The sequence below is a fragment of the Pseudomonas sp. R1-1 genome, from assembly GCF_051132135.1.
GTDB lineage: Bacteria > Pseudomonadota > Gammaproteobacteria > Pseudomonadales > Pseudomonadaceae > Aquipseudomonas.
In genome coordinates, this window is the sequence record NZ_CP071663.1 from 2031247 (window position 1) to 2053529 (window position 22283).

A 22283-nucleotide genomic window follows, 5' to 3' on the forward strand; every position below is an offset into this window, starting at 1 on the left:
AAGGCTTGAGCAGCGCGCAGGGGACCAATCCTCGTCCTTTGCCCAGGAGTAACAATGAACACCCTATTCATGCATTGCCGGCCAGGCTTCGAAGGCGAAGTCTGTTCGGAGATTTCCGACCTTGCCGCCCAACTGAACGTGGCCGGTTACGCCAAGGCTAAAGCGGCCACAGCGTACGCCGAGTTTGTCTGCACCGAAGCAGACGGCGCCGAGCGCCTGATGCGCGGTCAGCGTTTCGCCGAGCTGATTTTCCCGCGGCAATGGGCGCGCGGCTTCTTCATCGATTTGCCGGAAACCGACCGTATCAGCGTGATCCTCGCGCACATGGCCGAGTTCCCGCTCTGCGGCAGCCTGTGGCTGGAAGTAGTCGACACCAACGACGGCAAGGAGCTGTCGAACTTCTGCAAGAAGTTCGAAGGCCCGCTGCGCAAAGCCCTGACCGCTGCCGGCAAACTGGTGGACGACGTCAGCAAGCCGCGCCTGCTGCTGACGTTTAAAAGTGGCCGCGAAGTGTTTCTCGGCATGGCCGACGCTGGTAACTCGGCGATGTGGCCAATGGGCATTCCCCGGTTGAAATTTCCCCGCGAGGCGCCGAGCCGTTCGACGCTGAAACTGGAAGAAGCGTGGCACCATTTCATTCCACGTGATCAATGGGAAGATCGTCTGCACAGCGACATGACCGGCGTCGATCTAGGCGCCGCTCCCGGCGGCTGGACGTGGCAACTGGTCAATCGCGGCATGCTGGTGACCGCCATTGACAACGGCCCGATGGCCGAAAGCCTGATGGACACGGGGCTGGTTCAGCATTTGATGGCTGACGGCTTTACCTTCAAGCCCAAGCAACCGGTGGACTGGATGGTCTGTGACATCGTCGAGAAACCGGCGCGTAACGCGGCGATGCTCGAAGAGTGGATCGGCGAGGGCCATTGTCGTGAGGCGGTAGTCAATCTGAAGCTGCCGATGAAACAGCGTTATGCCGAAGTGAAGCGTTTGCTCGAACGCATCGCCGACGGCTTCAAGGCGCGCGGGATCAAAGTCGATATTGGCTGCAAGCAGCTGTATCACGACCGCGAAGAAGTGACCTGCCATTTGCGCCGGCATGACACAAAGAAAGCCAGATCGCGCTGACACAACACGAAACCCTGTGGGAGCGAGCCTGCTCGCGAAAGCGCTGGGTCAGCCAATGGACAGATTGCCTTCGCGAGCAGGCTCGCACACAGGCGTGTGTGGCGTAACACCACAGGTGACCGCCCCCCCGGCAATGCGCGACAATGTCGGCCAGTTTCAGGAGTGAACCATGAGTGAAATGTTCGATACCCCGGTCGACGGCACCCTCGACGCCACCGGCCTAAATTGCCCTGAGCCGGTGATGATGCTGCACCAGCACATCCGTGACCTGGTGCCTGGCGGCCTGCTCAAGGTCATCGCCACCGATCCGTCGACCCAGCGCGATATCCCCAAATTCTGCGTGTTCCTCGACCATGAACTGGTCGGCAAGCGCGAAGAGGCCGGTACTTACCTGTACTGGATTCGCAAGAAACACGCCTGAGTCCGAGGCCAACGCTTAAACAATTGTGGGAGCCAGCAGTCTGGCTCCCACATTTTTTTGCTGCGGTAGAAACTGCTCAGCCAGCCGAGCGACTGATGCGAATGCGTTTGCGCGCACTGCGGGTCAGGCGGATCGACAGCATCAGCGCCGCACAGCTCAAGCCGACAATCAGACCCTGCCACAGACCGCTCGGGCCGCGTGGCTCGCCGAGCCAGTCGGTCAGGCCGAGGGCGTAACCCACCGGCAAGCCGATGCCCCAATAGGCGAACAGGGTCAGAATCATCGTCACCCGCGTGTCCTGATAACCGCGCAGGGCGCCGGCGGCGGTGACCTGGATCGCATCGGAAAACTGGAACAGCGCCGAATAGACGATCAGCATCGCAGCAATGTGGATCACTGTCGGATCAGCCGTGTAGATCGCCGCAATCGGCTCACGCAGTACCAGCATCATGCTCGCTGACAGACAGGCATAGGCCAGCGCCGTGGCCATGCCGACACCGGCGGCAAAACGCGCCTCACGCGGCTCCTCACGACCCAGCGCCTGCCCGACGCGCACGGTGACGGCCATGCCCAGCGAGTAGGGGATCATGAACACCAGCGAACTGACGTTGAGGGCAATCTGATGCCCGGCGACCACTGTGGCGCCGAGGCTGCCGATCAGCAGGGCGATCACCGCAAAAATGCTCGACTCGGCAAACACCGCAATACCGATTGGCAGACCGATCGCCAGCAGCCGCTTGATCACCGCCCACTGTGGCCAGTCGAAACGGCTGAACAGCTCGCTTGAGCGATACGCCGGAGCCCAGCGCTCGTAGCCGGCCAGACCGAGTGCCATCACCCACATCACAATCGCCGTGGCCCAACCGCAGCCGACGCCGCCCATGGCCGGCACGCCGAAATGACCATAGATGAAGATGTAGTTCAGCGGAATGTTCAGCGCCAGACCGCACAGGCCCAACACCATCGCCGGCCGTGTGCGCCCCAGGCCATCGCTGAAGCAGCGCAGCACATGGTAGAACGCCACCGCTGGCAGCCCGCTGGCGATGCCGTGCAGATACTGCATGCACGGGCCAATCAATTCCGGATCGACGTTCATCAAGTGCAGAACGGGCTCGGCAGCGAGCAGCATCGCCGTGGCGATCAGACCGACCACCAACGCCAGCCATAGAGCCTGACGGACAATCGGGCCGATCTCGCTGTGCGTGCCCGCGCCAAAGCGCTGGGCGACTTTCGGCGTGGTCGCCAGCAGCGTGCCGGTCATCAGCAGAAACACCGGCACCCAGATCGAGTTGCCCAGCGCCACTGCCGCCAGGTCCTTCGGCCCGACACGCCCGGCCATCACCGCGTCGACAAAGCCCATGGCGGTGGTCGCCAGTTGCGCGATGATGATCGGCAACGCCAGGGCGAGCAGGGTTTTCAGCTCCAGGCGAATCCGCGCGGGGCGAGAAAGGCAAACGGCGACAGGTTGATCAGTTACGGAATTCACAGGCAAAACGTCCACAGGTGTTGATGCGCAAGGCGCCGCATTCTACGCCGCTGACATTGCAGTCAGGAAAAATCCTCGTTACGGATTTGTAAGCGCAAAGGCTGCTGGCCCGACGGTCGATCTGCACCTAAACTGCCGATCCGCCCAAGGAGCCCGCCATGCTGATTGTTGCCGACGAAAATATCCCGCTGCTCGATGCCTTTTTTGCCGGTTTCGGCGAAATCCGCCGAGTGCCCGGCCGCGCTATGGACCGTGCAACGGTCGAGCAGGCCGACGTGCTGCTTGTACGCTCGGTGACTCCGGTCAACCGTGCGTTGCTGGAGGGCAGCAAGGTACGCTTTGTCGGCACCTGCACGATCGGCACCGATCATCTGGATCTGGAGTACTTCGATCAGGCCGGCATTACCTGGTCTAGTGCGCCGGGCTGCAATGCCCGTGGCGTGGTCGATTATGTGTTGGGCAGCCTGATGACCCTCGCTGAAATCGAAGGTGTCGATCTGGCCCAGCGCACCTACGGCGTCGTTGGTGCGGGTGAGGTCGGTGGGCGCTTGATCAAGGTGCTCAAAGGCCTGGGCTGGGAGGTGAAAGTCTTCGACCCGCCGCGGCAGGCTGCCGAAGGCGGCGATTATGTAAGCCTGGAGCAGATCATCGAGCAGTGCGATGTGATCAGCCTGCACACGCCGTTGACCCGCAGCGGTGACGAGGTGACCTGGCATCTGTTTGATCAGCAGCGCTTGCGCCAGCTCAAGCGCGGCGCATGGTTGATCAACGCCGCACGCGGCCCGGTGGTGGATAACGCCGCGCTGCGTCAGGTGCTGCAGGAGCGCGAAGATCTGCAGGCCGTGCTCGATGTCTGGGAGGCCGAGCCCGAAGTCGACGTTGCCTTGGCGGATCTCTGCGTGCTGGCGACCCCGCACATCGCCGGTTACAGCCTCGATGGCAAGCAGCGCGGCACGGCGCAGATTTATCAGGCGTATTGCGCCTTCATCGGCCAACCCGCGAGCATTCAGCTCGCTGATCTGCTGCCGGCGCCGTGGTTGTCGCAAGTCTCGCTGCACGCCGACAGCGATCCGGCGTGGGCGCTGGCGATGTTGTGTCGTGGCGTATATGACCCACGCCGCGACGATGCGGATTTTCGCCGCAGCCTTGTAGGCAATGTCGCTGAGCAGCGTGCGGCGTTTGATGTGCTGCGCAAGCAGTATCCGGTGCGGCGCGAGATTGAAGGTTTGCAGGTGCGGATCGAAGGGGAGGCGCCGGCATTGGCGCAGATCGTCGCGGCGCTGGGGGCTGTGGCAGTCTAGAAAACCGCGGCGACGCTTTCGCGAGCAGGCTCGCTCCCACAGGTTTTGCGTGCGCGGTAGATCCTCTGTGGGAGCAGGCTCGCGAAGGCCGCAACACCGGTCCTGGATTGCACCCATAAAAAACCCGGCAAACACGGCCGGGTCAGGAAGACGGTGGCTATATCATTTTTGTTTGGCAGGCTTGACCAATCGCTTGTCCAGTTCGCGGCACGCATTCTGGATCATGCCTTCAGTGATCGGTACTTCACGCCCGTCCTTATCGATAATCGAGCAACCCAGAGACTGATCGGGCTTGGTGCGAATCACTTGAATCTTGTCTTCGCTAGTGTGTTGCAAGGACATGGCCTGTCTCCTCATCAGGTTGTGCGCCTAGATTAAAACCGCCGCGTGACCGGGCTGTGACAACTCCCTGTGGTCGGTCGGCGAACGGCATCTTTACTCAAACAGAAATGGCCGCTCGTCTCAACCGCAACCTTAGACCAATCGTTTCTAGCATCTTGTGATCACGGGCATATTTAACCTGACTCATTGTGATTTACAGAGTTCCACCCCATCTGAGTCAACAGGCAGGCCCTATTCACCCAGCGCAGACGTGAATTCCATGATTTCGATGCTTTCTTCCCGGCACCGGCGCGCTTTGCGTCTGACCAGTCATTTTCTCCTGCCGTATCGCTGGCACGCCTTTGGCGCGCTGCTCGCACTGATCGTGACCGCCGGCATTACCTTGTCGATGGGGCAGGGCATCAAATTACTGGTGGATCAGGGCTTCATGACCCGCTCGCCGCAACTGCTCAACCAGTCCATCGGGATTTTCATGCTGCTGGTGCTAGGCTTGGCCGTGGGCACGTTCGCGCGTTTCTATCTAGTGTCGTGGATCGGCGAGCGTGTGGTCGCCGACATTCGCCGCCAGGTGTTCAACCATCTGGTGTATCTGCATCCGGGTTTTTACGAGGACAACCGCAGCTCGGAAATCCAGTCGCGCCTCACCGCTGACACCACGCTGCTGCAATCGGTGATCGGCTCTTCGCTGTCGCTGTTTTTGCGCAACCTGCTGATGGTGATCGGCGGCGTCGTGCTGCTGTTCATAACCAACCCCAAGCTCACCAGCATCGTGGTGATCGCACTGCCGCTGGTGATCGCGCCGATTCTGCTGTTCGGCCGACGCGTGCGCAATCTGTCGCGCCTGAGCCAGGACCGGATCGCTGACATTGGCAGCTACGTTTCCGAAACCCTTGGGCAGATCAAAACCGTGCAAGCCTATAACCATCAAGTCCAGGACGAGCAGCGCTTTGCCTCGACGGTCGAGCAGGCGTTCGAGACTGCGCGTAAACGGATTTTTCAGCGCGCATGGCTGATCACCCTGGTGATCGTGCTGGTGCTCGGCGCGGTGGCAGTGATGTTGTGGGTCGGCGGCATGGACGTCATGGCCGGGCGGATTTCCGCAGGTGAGCTGGCGGCATTCGTTTTCTACAGTCTGATCGTCGGCAGCGCATTCGGCACCTTGAGCGAAGTCATCGGTGAACTGCAACGCGCGGCCGGTGCCGCTGAACGTATCGCCGAACTGCTGCGCTCGGAGAACATCATCCAGCCACCCACCACTGGGCTGGTGACCTTGCCGGCCCGGGTCAAAGGTGAACTCGAACTCAAGGATGTGCGGTTTTCCTACCCGTCGCGTCCAGAAAGCTATGCGGTCGATGGCTTGAATCTGACGGTGAACGCGGGCGAAACCCTCGCATTGGTCGGGCCGTCCGGTGCGGGCAAGTCCACGGTGTATGACCTGTTGCTGCGTTTCTACGATCCGCATGCGGGACAGATTTTTCTCGACGGCGTACCACTGAAAAGTCTTGATCCGCTGGATTTGCGCCGTTGCTTTGCCCTTGTCTCACAAACGCCTGCGTTGTTCTTCGGCACTGTTGAGGAGAACATTCGCTATGGGTGCCCGACGGCGACGCTGGAACAGGTCAAGGAAGCCGCCCGCATCGCCCACGCCCACGACTTTATCGAGCAGATGCCTGACGGCTACCAGACGCATCTGGGCGATGGCGGCCTCGGACTCTCCGGCGGCCAGCGCCAGCGTCTGGCCATCGCCCGGGCGTTGCTGGTCGACGCGCCGATCCTGTTGCTGGACGAAGCCACCAGCGCCCTCGACGCGCAGAGCGAGCACCTGATCCAGCAAGCCCTGCCCAGCCTGATGCACAACCGCACCACGCTGGTGATCGCCCATCGTCTGGCCACGGTCAAGAATGCCGACCGGATTGCGGTGATGGATCAGGGCAGGCTTGTGGCGATAGGTACGCATCAGGAACTGATTGCCAGCAATGCGCTGTATGCGCGGTTGGCGGCGTTGCAGTTCAATGATGGTCGGTCGGTCTCAACCGATGAAGCACCGACCTAGTAACCGACCCAGTAACCGACCATAAAAAATGCCCGTATCTAACGATACGGGCATTTTTTATGGCTCGGTGTCAGCTCGTTCTCACTGATCGTCGAAATACCGCTCATGCCAATCCACCAGCGGTTGTGGCGAGTTGAGCTTCTGGCCGTAGATCACCGAGTACGACAGCACGTTCTGCACGTACTGGCGGGTTTCGTCGAACGGGATGCTTTCCACCCAGACGTCGAAACTCAGGTGATCGGCGCCACGCAGCCATTGGCGCACGCGGCCGGGGCCGGCGTTGTAGGCGGCCGAGGCGAGGACGCGGTTGCCGTTGAACTGGCTGTGCACCTGGCTCAGATAAGCGGCGCCGAGCTGGATATTCTTGTCCGGGTCGAGCACCTGCTGCGGCGAGGCCAGCGGGATGCTGAACTTGCGCGCGGTTTCCTTGGCCGTGCCGGGCATCAATTGCATCAGGCCGCTGGCGCCTACGCCGGAGCGGGCGTCGTCCATGAAGGCGCTTTCCTGGCGAGTGATAGCGAACACCCAGCTGGAATGCAGGCCGCGCACCTTGGCTTCGCGTACCAGCGTGTCGCGGTGGGCCATCGGGAAGCGAATGTCGAGATCGTCCCAGTACTGCGCCTGGCTGATGGTGCGAATGGCCGGGAAATACCACTTCAGGTCATAGGCGAGTTTGGCCTGGGCGACCATTTCGTCACGGTTGAAATGGCGGCTGACGTGATACCACTCGCGGCGACCGTCGACGATCTGCCCACGCGCATGGAATTCCAGCGCGCGACGCACGCCTGGCGTGTTGCGCACCTTGTTGATCAAGGCCTGGCTGAGCACCAGCGGCTTGTTGTTCAGCGAGTATGGCGACTGCGAACGATCGGCGGCGAGGAAGCCATAGAAGTCACGCTCGCGCGCAAGGTTCTTGTACAGCGTCTGGGCTTGTGGATTCTGTGGCTGGGCCAGTTCAAGGCTGCGCGCCTGCCAGTAGCGCCAGCGGTTGGTGGTGGCCAGATCCTGCGGCAGACGTTTGGTCAGTTCATAGGCGTCATCCCAGCGGGCCAGACGCAACAGCAGACGCAAGCGCCATTCGGAAACGGTATTGTCGCGCAGCTCCGGGTCGTACTTGGTCATCACATCGAGGGCGCGGCTGTCGAAGCGGCGGGCCAGGGTCAGGCCGATTTCGCGGGCGATCGCGACTTTTTCATCGCGGGAGAAATGCATGCTGCTGGCGTAACCGTCGAGCAGGGCCATGGCCTTGTCGGGGTCCTGACGGGCGAGGCGGCGCAGGCCGAGGCTGACCACGTCGGACATCGGTTCATCGGCCGGGGTGAAGCGCGACGGTTGATTGAGCAGCTCGGGTTTTTGCGCCACATCGACCAGCAAACGACCGCGCGGGGCGAGGGTGGTCAAGCCGTTGATCAGGCTGTTCGCCAGCGGATAATTACGCGCTTGCGCGGCCAGTTTGGTGCGTTCCCAGCGTTTCTGTTCGGTGAGCTGGCCGTCCGCTGCCCAAATGCCAAACAGCGCGTCACACGCCGCCGGTTGAGATTTGCCGGTCAGCCAGAGTTTTTCCGCGTTGGCGTAACCCTCGGCTTTCTTGTCGTGGCTGATCTGGTATTGCGCATTCAGGCAGTCGAGTTCGGTGAAATTGAGTTTCGGGTCGTAATACTTGACGAAGGTTGCCCAGTCGCCGCGGTCGGCGAGCCAGCGCAACCAGCGCAGTTTCATCCAGTTGGCCTGGGGCAGATCGCCGTGCTCGGCGAGAAACTTCTCGATCTCGGCGTTACTCGCGGATTTCAGGCGCGCGGTCAGTTCGTCATAAGCCAGATACGGCTCCAGCGGATAATCGGCCAGCGCCTGGCTGTAACGGAAATACGGGCCGGTATCGCCCTTGGCCAGCGCGCGCTTGGCTTCATCGTAATACTGGCGTTGGGTGGACAGGTCCACCGCCTGGGCGGATTGAGCGGCAGCGGCGGTGAAAAACAAACAGGACAAAACACTGAAAAGGCGACTGCGCATGAGACATCCGGGCAGAGAAATCATGACAAGTGCCGACCTCGGTCGGCACTGAATTGTCTGTAGCTTAGCCTTTTGCCAGCAAGCGGCGAAAGCTTTGCAGGGCTCGCAGCACAAGTTCGCAACAAATGTTGTGCAGAGTGCTTCCACAGACAAATTGCCGGCCTGCGCGAGCGCTGGTTCAGGTAGAATACGCGCCCGGTTTTTGGAGAAGCTCATGACCCTGCTCAAATTCAGCGATGTGTCCCTTGCGTTCGGCGCTATGCCGTTGTTGGACAAGGTGTCCTGGCAGATCGCCCGTGGTGAGCGGGTGTGCATCATCGGCCGCAACGGCACTGGCAAGTCCAGCATGATGAAACTGGTCAAGGGCGACCAGAAGCCCGATGACGGCTCGGTGTGGCGTGCCCCCGGTCTGAAAATCGGCGAATTGCCGCAAGAATTGCCGGTGGCCGACGAGCGGACCGTGTTTGACGTGGTTGCCGAAGGCCTCGATGGCGTCGGTGCATTGCTCGCCGAATATCATCACCTGAGCCAGAACATCGTCACCGACGCCGATCTGGACAAGCTCATGCATGTCCAGCACGACCTCGAAGCCCGCGATGGCTGGCGCTTGCAGACGTTGGTCGACAGCACCCTCAGCCGCCTGCAGCTGCCGGCCGACAAGACCCTCGCCGAATTGTCCGGCGGCTGGCGTCGTCGCGTGCTGCTGGCACAGGCGCTGGTCTCCGAGCCGGATCTGCTGCTGCTCGACGAACCGACCAACCACCTGGATATCGGGGCGATTGCCTGGCTCGAAGAAGCGCTGAAGGATTTCCAGGGCGCCGTACTGTTCATCACGCACGACCGTTCCTTCCTGCAGAACCTTGCCACGCGCATTCTCGAACTGGACCGCGGCGGCCTGATTGACTGGAACGGCGACTACGCCAGTTTCCTCGTGCATAAAGAAGCTGCACTGGCCGCTGAAGAAACCGCCAACGCGCTGTTCGACAAGCGTCTGGCTCAGGAAGAAGTGTGGATCCGTCAGGGTATCAAGGCTCGTCGCACCCGCAATGAAGGCCGCGTACGTGCGCTGAAAGCCTTGCGTGTGGAACGCAGCGAGCGTCGCGAGCGTACCGGCAAAGCCAACATTCAGCTGGAAACCGCGGACAAGTCCGGCAAGCAGGTGATGGTGCTCGAGAATGTGAGTTTTGCTCACCCGGGCGGACCGTTCCTGATCAAGGATTTCTCGATGGTGTTGCAGCGTGGCGACCGTATCGGTCTGCTCGGCGCCAACGGTACCGGCAAGACAACCCTGCTGAAACTGATGCTCAGCGGCCTGCAACCGACCAGCGGCAAAGTGGAAGAGGGCACGCGCATCGACGTGGCCTATTTCGACCAGTTGCGCCATCAGCTGGATCTGGAAAAAACCGTGATCGACAACGTTGCCGAAGGCCGCGACTTCATCGACATCGACGGCCAGAGCCGGCATGTCCTGAGTTACCTCGGTGACTTCCTGTTCAGCCCGCAGCGTGCGCGCACGCCGGTCAAGGCGCTGTCGGGTGGTGAGCGGGCGCGTCTGTTGCTGGCCAAGCTGTTCAGCAAGCCGGCGAACCTGCTGGTGCTCGACGAACCGACCAACGACCTCGACGTCGAAACCCTCGAACTGCTCGAAGAAGTGCTGCTGACCTTCAACGGCACGGTCCTCATGGTCAGCCACGACCGGGCATTCCTCGACAACGTGGTCACCAGTACCCTGGTCTTCGAAGGTGAAGGCAAGGTGCGTGAATACGTCGGTGGCTATCAGGACTGGATCCGTCAGGGTGGCTCACCACGTCTGCTGGGCGTGACCGAAAGCAAATCGGGCAAGGCTGACTTGAACTCGGCGGTGGTCACCGCTGAGCCGGCATCGGTGGCGGCGCCTGCCGCTGCGGCTCCAGCGGCGAAGAAGAAGCTCAGCTACAAGCTGCAACGCGAGCTGGAAGCCTTGCCGGGCGACATCGACGCCAAGGAACAGCAGATCGCGGTGGTCGAAGCGGAAATGGCCGAGGCTGGTTTCTATCAGCGTCCGCCGGCGGAAACCGCTAAGGTCATCGCTTCGCTGGAGCAATTGCAGGCTGAGCTGGATGCACTGGTGGAGCGTTGGGCCGAGCTGGATGCCTGATTGATGCAGATGTAAAAAAGCCCGGCGCTCAGGGATGAGCGCCGGGCTTTTCATATGTAAGCGCAGTTCCCTTGTAGGAGTGAGCCTGCTCGCGATAGCGTCCTGAAATTCGACACCTTCGTCGCTGACAGGACGCTATCGCGAGCAGGCTCACTCCTACATGGGACCGCATTTCAGCGCTTCGTCAGGTGCACCGCCAGCACATCGCACGGCGCGCCGTGCAGTACGTCGTTGGCCGTCGAGCCAAGCAACAGCGCCAGGCCGTGGCGGCCATGGCTGCCGACCACAATCAGATCGCATTGCTGATCCTTGGCAAAGTGATGAATTTCCTGGCGTGGCTGGCCGTAGGTCAAATGACAATTGGCGCCTTCGAGCTCGGGATATTTCGATTTCAGCTTCTCGAGGCGTTCTTTGGCCTGATCGAACTGCTGTTGTTGCAGTTGTGACAGATCCATCGGCACGTCGCCGCCGAACGCCATGGCCATCGGCTCGACGATATGCACCAGCGACAGTTTGGCGCCGTTGCTGACCGAAAGCTCACGGGCGCGGTGGATGACAGGGTCGCACTCTTCGGTCAGGTCTACGGCGACCAGGATGTGGTGGTAGGGCATGAGGTGCTCTCCTGAGGTTTCAATAGTGGTAAGTATGGCTGGTTTCGAGCGCAATGGTTCCAAAGTGACACATGGCGCTCACCGAGAATGGGGAATAGAGATATGACGGTCTGGTTGGTGGTGTCAATCCTGCTGGTGGTTTTAAGTCCGCTGGCCTGGCTGCGCCCTTCGCGCGCGCAAAGCGGGCGTATCGCATTGCGCGCCGAAGCGCGACGCATTGGTCTGGCCATGCAACTGGCGCCCCAGGAATGGCCGCACTGGCTGACGCAGCAGCCGCCAAACCCGTGTGCGCAATACTATCGGCCGCGTCGCGGCAATCAGCCTGCGTGCTGGACGTACTGGCAGAAATCGCCGGGTGTGTGGGTTAATCAGTGGCAGGAAGTCTGCGAGGACCGTGCACTGCTCAATCATTTCGAAAAATTGCCGGGTAACGTCTTCAAGGTCGACGCCGACAAGCAGATGATCGCGCTGTATTGGGGCGAGAAGGGCGACGCTGCGGTTTTGCAGGATATTGACGCAACACTGAAAGCGCTGGCATGAACTGCGGACTTTTCGCACTGCAACGGTGTGAAAAGTCCGGCAGACGCGCATTAAAAAGCCCGACATGATTCATCGGGCGGGGTTGGCCAGGCAGGCCGGAAATAGTTTTTTCTGCTGACGCGGTTTCAAGCGCACTGTGCATTTCTCTGTAGTCCCACCAGCGTAGCCCTTTAAACAAAGGCTGCGATGGATTAGGGCGATTTTTCTAATTATTGATTCTATGAATGGCTGGACATGCAAGTGCGTGTTGCAGGTCTACGTCCTACGGAAATGACCGCAAAGTCGCATTTCAACCGGTATTTTGGGCGATTGACAATTGCCGGGAATTCCGAGAAGGTGACGTACCCAAATCAAACGGGCGTATGAATTGAGCGTTTGTCTTACAGACTGCTCCTACAGAATCCCGACTATCGCGTTGGCGGGTGTGCCGGGTGGATTGGCGTTAGCATTGACGAAAAAAGCGTCCTGCCGAGCCATTCGCCTGCGTCCGACGTGTACTGTTCAGCTTCCATATCGTGGAGATCAGTTGATGATTTACGAAGGTAAAGCCATCACGGTTAACGCTCTTGAAAGTGGCATCGTCGAATTGAAATTCGACCTCAAGGGTGAGTCCGTCAACAAGTTCAACCGTCTAACCCTGAACGAACTGCGTCAGGCCGTAGACACCATCAAGGCAGATGCTTCGATCAAGGGCGTGATCGTCAGCAGCGGCAAGGACGTGTTCATCGTCGGCGCCGACATCACCGAATTTGTCGACAACTTCAAGCTGCCGGATGCCGAGCTGGTTGCTGGCAATCTCGAAGCCAACAAGATCTTCAGCGATTTCGAAGACCTCAACGTGCCAACCGTAGCGGCCATCAACGGCATCGCCCTCGGCGGCGGTCTGGAAATGTGCCTGGCGGCTGACTATCGCGTCATGTCGACCAAAGCCAGGATCGGCCTGCCGGAAGTCAAACTGGGCATCTACCCGGGCTTCGGCGGTACCGTGCGTCTGCCGCGCCTGATCGGTGTCGACAACGCGATCGAGTGGATTGCCGCCGGCAAGGAAAACCGCCCTGAAGACGCTCTGAAAGTCGGCGCCGTCGACGCCGTGGTTGCCCCTGAGAAACTGCAGGAAGCGGCCCTTGAACTGATCAAGCGCGCCATCTCCGGCGAGTTCGATTACAAGGCCAAGCGTCAGCCGAAACTTGAAAAACTCAAGTTGAACGCCATTGAGCAAATGATGGCTTTCGAAACGGCCAAAGGTTTCGTGGCCGGTCAGGCTGGCCCGAACTACCCGGCGCCGGTCGAAGCGATCAAGACCATCCAGAAAGCCGCGAACTTCGGTCGTGACAAGGCGCTGGAAGTCGAAGCTGCCGGTTTCGTCAAACTGGCCAAGACCTCTGCCGCGCAGAGCTTGATCGGTCTGTTCCTGAACGATCAGGAACTGAAGAAAAAGGCCAAGGCCTACGACGAAATCGCCAAGGACGTGAAGCAGGCTGCCGTACTCGGCGCCGGCATCATGGGTGGCGGTATCGCCTATCAGTCGGCGTCCAAAGGCACGCCGATCCTGATGAAGGACATCAACGAGCACGGTATCGAGCAAGGCCTGGCCGAAGCCGCCAAGCTGCTGGTTGGCCGCGTTGACAAAGGTCGCATGACCGCCGCGAAAATGGCGGAAGTGCTCAACGGCATTCGTCCGACCCTGTCCTACGGTGATTTCGGCCATGTGGATCTGGTTGTCGAAGCGGTCGTCGAGAACCCGAAGGTCAAGCAAGCCGTATTGGCTGAAGTCGAAGGTCAGGTCAAAGAGGACACCATCCTCGCGTCCAACACCTCGACCATTTCCATCAGCCTGCTGGCGAAAGCGCTCAAGCGTCCGGAAAACTTCGTCGGCATGCACTTCTTCAATCCGGTGCACATGATGCCGCTGGTGGAAGTGATCCGTGGCGAGGAGTCCAGTGAGCTGGCCGTTGCCACCACGGTTGCCTACGCCAAGAAAATGGGCAAGAACCCGATCGTCGTCAACGACTGCCCGGGTTTCCTGGTCAACCGCGTGCTGTTCCCGTATTTCGGCGGTTTCGCCAAGCTGGTCAGCGCCGGTGTCGACTTCGTCCGTATCGACAAGGTCATGGAAAAATTCGGCTGGCCGATGGGCCCGGCCTATCTGATGGACGTGGTCGGCATCGACACCGGCCACCACGGTCGTGACGTGATGGCGGAAGGTTTCCCGGACCGCATGAAGGATGACCGTCGCTCGGCCATCGACGTGCTGTACGAAGCCAAGCGTCTGGGCCAGAAGAACGGCAAGGGCTTCTATGCCTACGAGGCCGACAAGAAAGGCAAGCAGAAGAAAGTTGCCGATCCGTCGGTGCTCGAAGTGCTCAAGCCAATCGTTTACGAGCAGCGCGAAGTCACTGACGAAGACATCATCAACTGGATGATGATCCCGCTGTGCCTGGAAACCGTGCGTTGCCTGGAAGACGGCATCGTCGAAACCGCCGCCGAAGCCGACATGGGTCTGGTCTACGGTATCGGTTTCCCTCCATTCCGTGGCGGTGCGCTGCGCTATATCGATTCGATCGGTGTCGCCGAGTTCGTTGCCCTGGCTGACCAGTACGCTGATTTGGGCGCGCTGTATCACCCGACCGCGAAGCTGCGCGAAATGGCCAAGAACGGCCAGAGCTTCTTCGGTTAAGCGCCCCCAACTAGAGTGAGAGTGAACTTATGAGCTTGAATCCTAGAGACGTCGTGATTGTCGACTTCGGTCGTACTCCGATGGGCCGCTCCAAGGGCGGCATGCACCGCAACACCCGCGCTGAAGACATGTCGGCGCACCTGATCAGCAAATTGCTGGAACGCAACGCCAAGGTCGATCCGGCGGAAGTCGAGGACGTGATCTGGGGCTGCGTTAACCAGACCCTGGAGCAGGGCTGGAACATTGCGCGCATGGCGTCGCTGATGACCCAGATTCCGCACACCTCGGCCGGCCAGACCGTCAGCCGTCTGTGTGGCTCGTCGATGAGTGCGCTGCACACCGCCGCGCAAGCGATCATGACCGGTAACGGTGACGTGTTCGTCGTCGGTGGCGTCGAGCACATGGGCCACGTAAGCATGATGCACGGTGTCGATCCGAACCCGCACATGTCGCTGTACGCGGCGAAAGCCTCGGGCATGATGGGTCTGACCGCGGAAATGCTCGGCAAAATGCATGGCATCACTCGCGAGCAGCAGGACGCCTTCGGCGTGCGTTCCCACCAGTTGGCCCACAAGGCCACCGTGGAAGGCAAGTTCAAAGACGAAATCATCCCGATGCAGGGCTACGACGAGAACGGTTTCCTGAAACTGTTCGACTACGACGAAACCATTCGTCCGGAAACCACCCTGGAAAGTCTGGCGGCGCTCAAGCCGGCCTTCAATCCGAAGGGCGGCACCGTGACTGCCGGTACTTCGTCGCAGATTACTGACGGTGCTTCGTGCATGATCGTGATGTCGGCGCAGCGTGCACAGGACCTGGGGATCCAGCCAATGGCAGTGATCCGTTCGATGGCAGTGGCGGGTGTGGATCCGGCAATCATGGGCTATGGTCCTGTGCCGGCGACACAAAAAGCCCTGAAGCGTGCGGGCCTTGGCATCAACGATATCGACTTCTTCGAGCTCAACGAAGCTTTCGCTGCACAGGCTCTGCCAGTGCTGAAAGATCTGAAAGTACTCGACAAGATGAACGAGAAGGTTAACCTGCACGGCGGCGCGATCGCCCTGGGTCACCCGTTCGGTTGCTCTGGTGCACGTATTTCCGGCACCTTGCTGAACGTGATGAAGCAGAATAGCGGTACCTTCGGGGTGGCCACTATGTGCATTGGTCTCGGCCAAGGCATCTCCACCGTCTTCGAACGCGTTTAAGCGTCTCGTCGATGGAAGCCGGGGCCCAGTGCCCCGGTTTTTGTTTTTGGGTTTTTTTATTTTATTTTGAAAAAATTTCAGTGAGGGCCGAAGCATGCCGATACAACCTGGGCTCTACCAACATTACAAAGGTCCGCAGTACCGTGTGTTCAGTGTTGCGCGGCACTCCGAGACCGAAGAAGAAGTGGTCTTCTACCAAGCCCTGTATGGCGATTACGGCTTTTGGGTACGCCCGCTGAGCATGTTTCTCGAGTCGGTCGAGGTTGACGGCGAACAGGTGCCACGCTTTGCTTTGGTGCAGGTCGAACCGAGCGTTTTTGACAAGGCATGAGGCAAGGGCGCAGACAACCCTGTGCTTGACCTCACCTTGTATCAACTATATATAGCGGTGCCGCGTCAGGCGCCAACCGCCTTTCACTTCTAGAATTCAGGAATTTTCTGATCCATGGGCAAATCGCTGGTCATTGTGGAATCCCCGGCTAAGGCCAAGACCATCAACAAGTATCTGGGTAACCAATACGTGGTGAAGTCGAGTATCGGCCATATCCGAGACCTGCCCACCAGCGGTTCGGCTAGCGCCAGCAAAGAGCCAGCCGCCAAGCGTGGCAAGGCTGCCGCGGGTGAAGCTCCGGTACTCACGCCGAAAGAGAAAGCGCGCAAGCAACTGGTCTCGCGTATGGGTGTCGATCCCGAGCATGGCTGGAAGGCCCAGTACGAGATCCTTCCGGGTAAAGAGAAGGTCATCGAAGAGCTGCGCCGGCTCGCCAAGGATGCTGACACCATCTATCTCGCAACCGACTTGGATCGCGAGGGGGAAGCCATTGCCTGGCACCTGCGCGAAGCCATCGGTGGTGATGACAGCCGCTACAAGCGCGTGGTGTTCAACGAAATTACCAAGAAAGCGATTCAGGAAGCCTTCTCCGAACCGGGCGAACTGGACATCGATCGGGTCAACGCGCAGCAGGCGCGCCGCTTCCTTGACCGCGTCGTCGGCTACATGGTCTCGCCACTGCTCTGGGCAAAAATCGCCCGCGGCCTGTCCGCCGGCCGTGTGCAATCGGTTGCGGTGAAACTGGTGGTCGAGCGCGAACGGGAAATTCGTGCGTTCAACCCGGAAGAGTACTGGGAAGTGCATGCCGACCTCGGCACCACCAAAGGCTCGACCGTGCGTTTCGAAGTCGCTCGCGAGAAGGGTGAAGCCTTCAAGCCGCTGAACGAAGCCCAGGCGATGGCTGCGCTGGAAAAGCTCAAGGCATCCAGCTACAGCATCGTCAAGCGCGAAGACAAACCGACCAGCAGCAAGCCGTCGGCCCCCTTCATCACGTCCACGTTGCAACAGGCGGCGAGCAACCGCCTGGGCTTCGGCGTGAAGAAAACCATGATGATGGCCCAGCGTCTATATGAAGCCGGCTACATCACTTATATGCGTACCGACTCGACCAACCTCTCGGCTGATGCCGTGGCGATGGCGCGAACTTATATCGAGGAAGAGTTCGGCAAGAAGTACCTGCCGGAAACGCCGAATGTCTACAGCAGCAAGGAAGGCGCGCAAGAGGCTCACGAAGCGATTCGTCCGTCTGACGCCAACACCATTCCGAGCAAGCTGGCGGGCATGGAGCGTGATGCCGAGCGTCTCTACGAATTGATCTGGCGCCAGTTCCTCGCTTGCCAGATGCTGCCGGCGCAATACCTGTCGACCACCGTCAGCGTCGGCGCTGGCGACTTCGAGCTGCGTGCCAAGGGCCGCATCCTCAAGTTCGACGGCTACACCCGCGTCATGCCGCAGATTGCCAAGCCTGGCGATGACGACGTGCTGCCCGATATGGCGCAGGGCGACGTGATGAAGCTGATCAAGCTCGATCCGTCGCAGCACTTCACCAAGCCGCCGGCGCGTTATTCGGAAGCCAGTCTGGTCAAGGAAATGGAAAAACGTGGCATCGGTCGTCCTTCGACTTATGCCGCGATCATTTCGACCATTCAGGACCGTGGTTATGTGACTCTGCACAACCGCCGTTTTTATTCGGAAAAGATGGGCGACATCGTCACCGAGCGTCTGTCCGAAAGCTTCTCGAACCTGATGGACTACGGCTTCACCGCCGGCATGGAAGAGAACCTCGATGACGTGGCCCAAGGCGAGCGCGACTGGAAAAGCGTGCTGGACGAGTTCTATGGCGACTTTAAAAAGAAACTCGAAGTAGCCGAAAACCCGGACAACGGCATGCGTGCCAACCAGCCGGTCATGACCGACATTCCGTGTACCACGTGCGGCCGTCCGATGCAGATCCGTACCGCGTCAACCGGTGTGTTCCTCGGTTGCTCGGGTTACAGCCTGCCGCCGAAAGAGCGTTGCAAGGCCACCGTCAATCTGGTTCCCGGCGACGAGATCGCTGCGGACGACGAGGGTGAATCGGAATCGCTGGTGCTGCGCGGCAAGCATCGCTGCCCGATTTGCAGCACGGCGATGGATGCCTACCTGCTCGATGAAAAGCGCAAGCTGCACATCTGCGGTAACAACCCGGATTGCGCCGGCTACGAAATCGAAGAAGGCAGCTACCGGATCAAGGGCTACGAAGGTCCGAGCCTGGAATGCGACAAGTGCGGCAGCGAGATGCAGCTCAAGACCGGCCGTTTCGGCAAGTTCTTCGGTTGCACCAACCCGACCTGCAAGAACACCCGCAAATTGCTGAAAAGCGGTGATGCGGCGCCGCCGAAGATGGACCCGGTGAAGATGCCTGAGCTGAAATGCGAAAAGGTCAACGACACCTACATCCTGCGTGACGGTGCATCCGGCCTGTTCCTGGCGGCCAGTCAGTTCCCGAAAAACCGCGAGACCCGTGCTCCGCTGGTGATCGAGATTCTGCCGCACAAGGACGAGATCGATCCGAAGTATCACTTCCTCTGTGAAGCACCACAGAAGGATCCTGATGGCCTGCCAGCAGTGATCCGCTACAGCCGCAAGACCAAGGAGCAATACGTGCAGACCGAGGTCGACGGCAAGCCGACCGGTTGGAAAGCGTATTACGACGGTGGCAAGTGGACGGTGGAAGACAAGCGCAGCGCGAAAGCCAAGGCTGAGTAAGCGTTAGTCCGGCACTGAAAAGGCCGCCTGTGAACCCTCGGGTTTACAGGCGGCCTTTTTGTTTTGTACTTGCGGTCGGATCGGCTGATCCATGACACTGTCCGGCCTGTGTGAAGCAATTATTTCGTCGTGGAGGCTGCCGTCATGGCTCACGAACTTTATACCCGCACCAACCAGAAGATCTATTTCGCCGGCCTGTCGCTGGAAGCCCTGGCTCGCGCCGAGGAAGGCCGGGCAATGAATTCGCTGGCGCTGATCCAGGCCGGGCGTGAATCGACGCTCTTTCACCTCTACGGTGCCTTGCTGGGGCTTTGCCATGAGATCGGCGGGTTTTATCGCCTGCCGCAGGCAAGTGCACCGCGTGCAGAAATGTTGCTGACCCGTGAAGTGCTGGAGTCGATTGTGATTCCTGAGCTGGCGGAAATGGTCGAGTTGGCGGGTAATCCGGAAACCTGGCTGGCAAAACTGCTGGCTGCGCATTCGGCGTTGTTTCAGCCACCGCGAGTGCCGCACAAACCCAAGGGCGACGTGACGCAGCCGTTGATTCAGGCGATCAATCTGGATGAAGCGCAGGCGCCGGAGGAGTTGAGTCGTGAGGAGCTGGAGAGCTGGCGGCAGAATCTGAAAGGCTTGGCCATCCGGTTCCGCGAAGGCCTGAATGAATGCTGAGGGCGATTGATTGGCGCGGTGGCAATCTGAAACATGCTACTGGTCAAGATCCTGAGCGAAGCCCGAATGATGTCTATATAATGCCTGCCTTTCGTGGAGAACAGACCTTTATGCCAACGTCCTTTCTAGAAATTGTCGAGTTACCAGACGGCCGAATCGAACTGCGCAGGGCTGAGGACGAAGGTTCTTTGGTGACACTCGATTTCTCCGAGGATGCCAAAGCGTTCCTGCAGGGTCAGCATGTCGAAATCGCCAAGGCGATGCTGAGTGTCGGCGTGCAGATGGCCGGCCGCATGGTCGAAGGCGAGTTTGATAAGGAAGAGGGGCCGCGGGTTCTTCATTGATCCTGGCCTGTTTTCATAATCAGGCATTACCGCTTCAGATCGGCTTCTCTGTCCATGGAGAAGCCCTGCGCTTCACACAGCGCGTGTTACAGCCGTCAACCCAATCGAATATTCAAGCTCTGAGCATCGCCTGTACGGGCGGCGCTGATCAATTGCTGGCGCAAACTTGCGTTCAGCGGATTGAGCCAGGTCACGACAGTGTGGCTGCGACCCAGCCGCAACGCTTCGCACGCCAGTTGCTGAGCGCTTTGCGCACCCCGCGGTTGCAATAGCAGAATGCGTTCGCGGTTCAGGCCGGCGTCCCGCAGCCAGGTTTGGGTCAGGCTGGCGGGTGGCGCGATCAGCGTCAGCCAGCGCGCATCCTGATCTTCGCTGAGTTCGCGAAGGATCGGAGCGAGCAGGTTCAGACAGTTCCCGGCAGCACCACGCAGTGACAGCTCGCTGAATACTTCAGGTTCGGCAGTCCATGGGCGCTCGACCACGTCTTTCAGGATCGGCGCCAACGGTTGCGCAAGAAACGCTTCGAACAAAGGCAGTTGGGTTTGCTGAGGGGTATGTGGGAACTGCATAAAGCCTCCTATTAGCGGCGGATGACGCCGACACTCAAGCCTTCGATCACCAGTTCCTGATCCTTCAGGTCGACTTCGATGGGGGCGAACTCAGGGTTTTCGGCAATCAGCCAGACCTTGCTGCCTTCACGCTTGAAGCGTTTGACCGTCACTTCATCGCCGATACGGGCCACGACGACCTGACCGTTGCGTGCTTCGCGCGTGGTGTGGACTGCCAGCAGGTCGCCGTCGAAAATGCCGATGTCCTTCATGCTCATGCCGTGGACGCGTAAAAGGTAGTCGGCACGGGGATGGAAGAAGGCCGGATTGATATTGCAGGATTCTTCGATGTGCTGCTGGGCCAGAATCGGCGCACCGGCGGCGACCCGGCCAATGATCGGCAGGGTGGAGTCGTCGGGTTTGGCTTCGAAGCCGGGAATGCGGATCCCGCGAGAAGCGCCTGGCGTCATCTCGATGGCGCCTTTGCGGGCCAGCGCCTTGAGGTGTTCTTCAGCGGCATTGGGCGATTTGAAGCCCAGCTCCTGAGCGATTTCCGCGCGGGTTGGCGGATAGCCGTTGTCTTCGAGGCAGCGTTTGATAAAGGCCAGAATCTCGGCTTGGCGTGGCGTCAGCTTTAGCATAATGATCGCTCTGTCTTTTTATACAGTGACTGGGATTATATACAGTGAAGCGATCTTGGCAATCGCCGTTTTTCGGCACGCCGCCGGACGGTCGACAGGCACGCTTTTTAAAGCGCCGGGCTTGTGTGGTTAAATAGCTGACCGACCATTCCCAAAACGAACCGGCAGGCTTGACATTGCATAGGCTGAAACGTATGTTTCAAACAAGTGTTTGTCAGGCGGAGTAGCCATGGCCCAGTCGGAAACCGTTGAACGCATTCTTGATGCTGCCGAGCAATTGTTCGCGGAGAAAGGTTTCGCAGAAACCTCATTGCGTTTGATTACCAGCAAGGCCGGCGTCAACCTGGCAGCGGTTAACTATCACTTCGGCTCGAAGAAAGCGCTGATCCAGGCCGTGTTCTCGCGATTCCTCGGGCCGTTCTGCATCAGCCTCGACAAAGAGCTGGAGCGGCGTCAGGCCAAGCCTGACAACAAGCCGACCTTAGAAGAGCTGCTGGAAATTCTCGTCGAGCAGGCGCTGGTGGTTCAACCGCGCAGCGGCAACGACCTGTCGATCTTCATGCGTTTGCTCGGCCTTGCCTTCAGTCAGAGCCAAGGCCACTTGCGGCGTTATCTCGAAGACATGTACGGCAAGGTATTTCGTCGCTACATGTTGCTTGTTAATGAAGCGGCACCGCGCATTCCACCGATCGAGTTGTTCTGGCGCGTGCACTTCATGCTCGGCGCGGCCGCGTTCAGCATGTCCGGTATCAAAGCCTTGCGGGCGATTGCCGAGACCGATTTCGGCGTCAATACCTCGATCGAGCAAGTGATGCGCCTGATGGTGCCATTCCTCGCCGCCGGCATGCGCGCTGAAACCGGCGTCACTGATGCTGCCATGGCCACTGCGCAGTTGCGTCCGCGCAGCAAATCGACCCCGGTCGCCGCCAAGGTTTGACCGCACACGGGTGGGCGCGGCAGCGGGGATCCGCTAAGCTAGCCGCCCATGCCGATTCTCGTTCTGAACCCGATCAACAGAAAAGTCACTGACCTGCCGAGCGCTGCTCACGGCAGCGACTGGCTGTCGATCGGGTTTTCTGTTTCCAAGGAAT

The 22283-nt window shown here is 59.7% G+C and carries 19 protein-coding genes; 13 read left to right on the plus strand and 6 right to left on the minus strand.

All coding sequences use genetic code 11. From position 1 onward, the window contains the following. Positions 1–54: 54 nt before the first annotated feature. Positions 55–1128, plus strand: a complete 1074-nt coding sequence (gene rlmM / locus J3P75_RS09320; RefSeq protein WP_434710010.1) for a 23S rRNA (cytidine(2498)-2'-O)-methyltransferase RlmM — start codon at positions 55–57, stop codon at positions 1126–1128. 169 nt (positions 1129–1297) lie between these two features. Beyond that, positions 1298–1549 (plus strand): sulfurtransferase TusA, encoded by a 252-nt coding sequence (tusA, locus tag J3P75_RS09325; protein WP_434596741.1) that lies wholly within the window; start codon positions 1298–1300, stop codon positions 1547–1549. Between the two features lie 76 nt (positions 1550–1625). On the opposite strand, the gene J3P75_RS09330 is transcribed toward tusA, so the two are convergent. Next, positions 1626–3035: an MATE family efflux transporter gene (locus J3P75_RS09330; protein WP_434710011.1), complete on the minus strand. Its 1410-nt coding sequence runs from the start codon at positions 3033–3035 to the stop codon at positions 1626–1628. Positions 3036–3193: 158 nt separating this feature from the next. Between J3P75_RS09330 and pdxB the strand changes: the two genes are divergently transcribed. Then, positions 3194–4336 carry a 4-phosphoerythronate dehydrogenase PdxB gene (pdxB, locus tag J3P75_RS09335; protein WP_434710012.1) on the plus strand — a complete coding sequence of 381 codons (1143 nt, stop codon included), beginning with the start codon at positions 3194–3196 and terminating at the stop codon, positions 4334–4336. Between the two features lie 162 nt (positions 4337–4498). Here the strand turns inward: pdxB and J3P75_RS09340 are convergent, their stop codons facing one another. Continuing rightward, complete coding sequence (locus tag J3P75_RS09340; protein WP_434596748.1) at positions 4499–4678, minus strand: PA1571 family protein; 180 nt, start codon at positions 4676–4678, stop codon at positions 4499–4501. A 259-nt stretch (positions 4679–4937) separates the two neighbouring features. Between J3P75_RS09340 and J3P75_RS09345 the strand changes: the two genes are divergently transcribed. After that, complete coding sequence (locus tag J3P75_RS09345) at positions 4938–6731, plus strand: ABC transporter transmembrane domain-containing protein (RefSeq protein ID WP_434710013.1); 1794 nt, start codon at positions 4938–4940, stop codon at positions 6729–6731. Between the two features lie 81 nt (positions 6732–6812). Here J3P75_RS09345 and J3P75_RS09350 read toward each other — a convergent pair whose 3' ends face one another. Then, a complete protein-coding gene (locus J3P75_RS09350; RefSeq protein ID WP_093099865.1) occupies positions 6813–8741 on the minus strand; it encodes a transglycosylase SLT domain-containing protein in 1929 nt (642 codons plus the stop codon). A gap of 214 nt (positions 8742–8955) precedes the next feature. Between J3P75_RS09350 and J3P75_RS09355 the strand changes: the two genes are divergently transcribed. Next, complete coding sequence (locus tag J3P75_RS09355) at positions 8956–10878, plus strand: ATP-binding cassette domain-containing protein (RefSeq protein WP_434710014.1); 1923 nt, start codon at positions 8956–8958, stop codon at positions 10876–10878. A gap of 173 nt (positions 10879–11051) precedes the next feature. Here J3P75_RS09355 and J3P75_RS09360 read toward each other — a convergent pair whose 3' ends face one another. Beyond that, the gene (locus tag J3P75_RS09360) at positions 11052–11489 is read right to left on the minus strand and encodes a universal stress protein (protein ID WP_434710015.1); all 438 of its coding nucleotides are present in this window, start codon (positions 11487–11489) and stop codon (positions 11052–11054) included. Positions 11490–11591: 102 nt separating this feature from the next. Between J3P75_RS09360 and J3P75_RS09365 the strand changes: the two genes are divergently transcribed. From J3P75_RS09365 to J3P75_RS09395, 7 genes are all read left to right on the plus strand, one after another. Continuing rightward, positions 11592–12029 carry a hypothetical protein gene (locus J3P75_RS09365; RefSeq protein WP_434710016.1) on the plus strand — a complete coding sequence of 146 codons (438 nt, stop codon included), beginning with the start codon at positions 11592–11594 and terminating at the stop codon, positions 12027–12029. A 529-nt stretch (positions 12030–12558) separates the two neighbouring features. Then, positions 12559–14706, plus strand: a complete 2148-nt coding sequence (gene fadB, locus J3P75_RS09370) for a fatty acid oxidation complex subunit alpha FadB (RefSeq protein ID WP_434710017.1) — start codon at positions 12559–12561, stop codon at positions 14704–14706. A gap of 29 nt (positions 14707–14735) precedes the next feature. Continuing rightward, positions 14736–15911, plus strand: a complete 1176-nt coding sequence (gene fadA / locus J3P75_RS09375; protein ID WP_007910465.1) for an acetyl-CoA C-acyltransferase FadA — start codon at positions 14736–14738, stop codon at positions 15909–15911. A 94-nt stretch (positions 15912–16005) separates the two neighbouring features. Then, the gene (locus tag J3P75_RS09380) at positions 16006–16242 is read left to right on the plus strand and encodes a DUF1653 domain-containing protein (protein WP_093099868.1); all 237 of its coding nucleotides are present in this window, start codon (positions 16006–16008) and stop codon (positions 16240–16242) included. 114 nt (positions 16243–16356) lie between these two features. Then, positions 16357–18990, plus strand: a complete 2634-nt coding sequence (topA, locus tag J3P75_RS09385; RefSeq protein ID WP_093099869.1) for a type I DNA topoisomerase — start codon at positions 16357–16359, stop codon at positions 18988–18990. A 144-nt stretch (positions 18991–19134) separates the two neighbouring features. Beyond that, complete coding sequence (locus tag J3P75_RS09390) at positions 19135–19659, plus strand: DUF6586 family protein (protein ID WP_434710018.1); 525 nt, start codon at positions 19135–19137, stop codon at positions 19657–19659. Positions 19660–19769: 110 nt separating this feature from the next. Beyond that, on the plus strand, positions 19770–20003 hold the full coding sequence (locus J3P75_RS09395) for a hypothetical protein (protein ID WP_003226592.1): 234 nt from the start codon (positions 19770–19772) through the stop codon (positions 20001–20003). Positions 20004–20098: 95 nt separating this feature from the next. Here J3P75_RS09395 and sulA read toward each other — a convergent pair whose 3' ends face one another. Both sulA and lexA read right to left on the minus strand, forming a co-directional pair. Continuing rightward, on the minus strand, positions 20099–20572 hold the full coding sequence (gene sulA / locus J3P75_RS09400; RefSeq protein WP_090284746.1) for an SOS-induced cell division inhibitor SulA: 474 nt from the start codon (positions 20570–20572) through the stop codon (positions 20099–20101). An 11-nt stretch (positions 20573–20583) separates the two neighbouring features. Next, on the minus strand, positions 20584–21192 hold the full coding sequence (gene lexA, locus J3P75_RS09405; RefSeq protein ID WP_090284744.1) for a transcriptional repressor LexA: 609 nt from the start codon (positions 21190–21192) through the stop codon (positions 20584–20586). Between the two features lie 229 nt (positions 21193–21421). Between lexA and J3P75_RS09410 the strand changes: the two genes are divergently transcribed. Beyond that, the gene (locus J3P75_RS09410; RefSeq protein WP_090284742.1) at positions 21422–22129 is read left to right on the plus strand and encodes a TetR/AcrR family transcriptional regulator; all 708 of its coding nucleotides are present in this window, start codon (positions 21422–21424) and stop codon (positions 22127–22129) included. Positions 22130–22283 lie beyond the last annotated feature (154 nt).

Excerpts from the sequence above, each read along its gene's own strand:
- rlmM (WP_434710010.1), top strand. The coding sequence starts at position 55 with ATGAACACCCTATTCATGCATTGCCGGCCAGGCTTCGAAGGCGAAGTC.
- tusA (WP_434596741.1), top strand. The coding sequence starts at position 1,298 with ATGAGTGAAATGTTCGATACCCCGGTCGACGGCACCCTCGACGCCACC.
- pdxB (WP_434710012.1), top strand. The coding sequence starts at position 3,194 with ATGCTGATTGTTGCCGACGAAAATATCCCGCTGCTCGATGCCTTTTTT.
- J3P75_RS09340 (WP_434596748.1), bottom strand. The coding sequence starts at position 4,678 with ATGTCCTTGCAACACACTAGCGAAGACAAGATTCAAGTGATTCGCACC.
- J3P75_RS09345 (WP_434710013.1), top strand. The coding sequence starts at position 4,938 with ATGATTTCGATGCTTTCTTCCCGGCACCGGCGCGCTTTGCGTCTGACC.
- J3P75_RS09350 (WP_093099865.1), bottom strand. The coding sequence starts at position 8,741 with ATGCGCAGTCGCCTTTTCAGTGTTTTGTCCTGTTTGTTTTTCACCGCC.
- J3P75_RS09355 (WP_434710014.1), top strand. The coding sequence starts at position 8,956 with ATGACCCTGCTCAAATTCAGCGATGTGTCCCTTGCGTTCGGCGCTATG.
- J3P75_RS09360 (WP_434710015.1), bottom strand. The coding sequence starts at position 11,489 with ATGCCCTACCACCACATCCTGGTCGCCGTAGACCTGACCGAAGAGTGC.
- J3P75_RS09365 (WP_434710016.1), top strand. The coding sequence starts at position 11,592 with ATGACGGTCTGGTTGGTGGTGTCAATCCTGCTGGTGGTTTTAAGTCCG.
- fadB (WP_434710017.1), top strand. The coding sequence starts at position 12,559 with ATGATTTACGAAGGTAAAGCCATCACGGTTAACGCTCTTGAAAGTGGC.
- fadA (WP_007910465.1), top strand. The coding sequence starts at position 14,736 with ATGAGCTTGAATCCTAGAGACGTCGTGATTGTCGACTTCGGTCGTACT.
- J3P75_RS09380 (WP_093099868.1), top strand. The coding sequence starts at position 16,006 with ATGCCGATACAACCTGGGCTCTACCAACATTACAAAGGTCCGCAGTAC.
- topA (WP_093099869.1), top strand. The coding sequence starts at position 16,357 with ATGGGCAAATCGCTGGTCATTGTGGAATCCCCGGCTAAGGCCAAGACC.
- J3P75_RS09390 (WP_434710018.1), top strand. The coding sequence starts at position 19,135 with ATGGCTCACGAACTTTATACCCGCACCAACCAGAAGATCTATTTCGCC.
- J3P75_RS09395 (WP_003226592.1), top strand. The coding sequence starts at position 19,770 with ATGCCAACGTCCTTTCTAGAAATTGTCGAGTTACCAGACGGCCGAATC.
- sulA (WP_090284746.1), bottom strand. The coding sequence starts at position 20,572 with ATGCAGTTCCCACATACCCCTCAGCAAACCCAACTGCCTTTGTTCGAA.
- lexA (WP_090284744.1), bottom strand. The coding sequence starts at position 21,192 with ATGCTAAAGCTGACGCCACGCCAAGCCGAGATTCTGGCCTTTATCAAA.
- J3P75_RS09410 (WP_090284742.1), top strand. The coding sequence starts at position 21,422 with ATGGCCCAGTCGGAAACCGTTGAACGCATTCTTGATGCTGCCGAGCAA.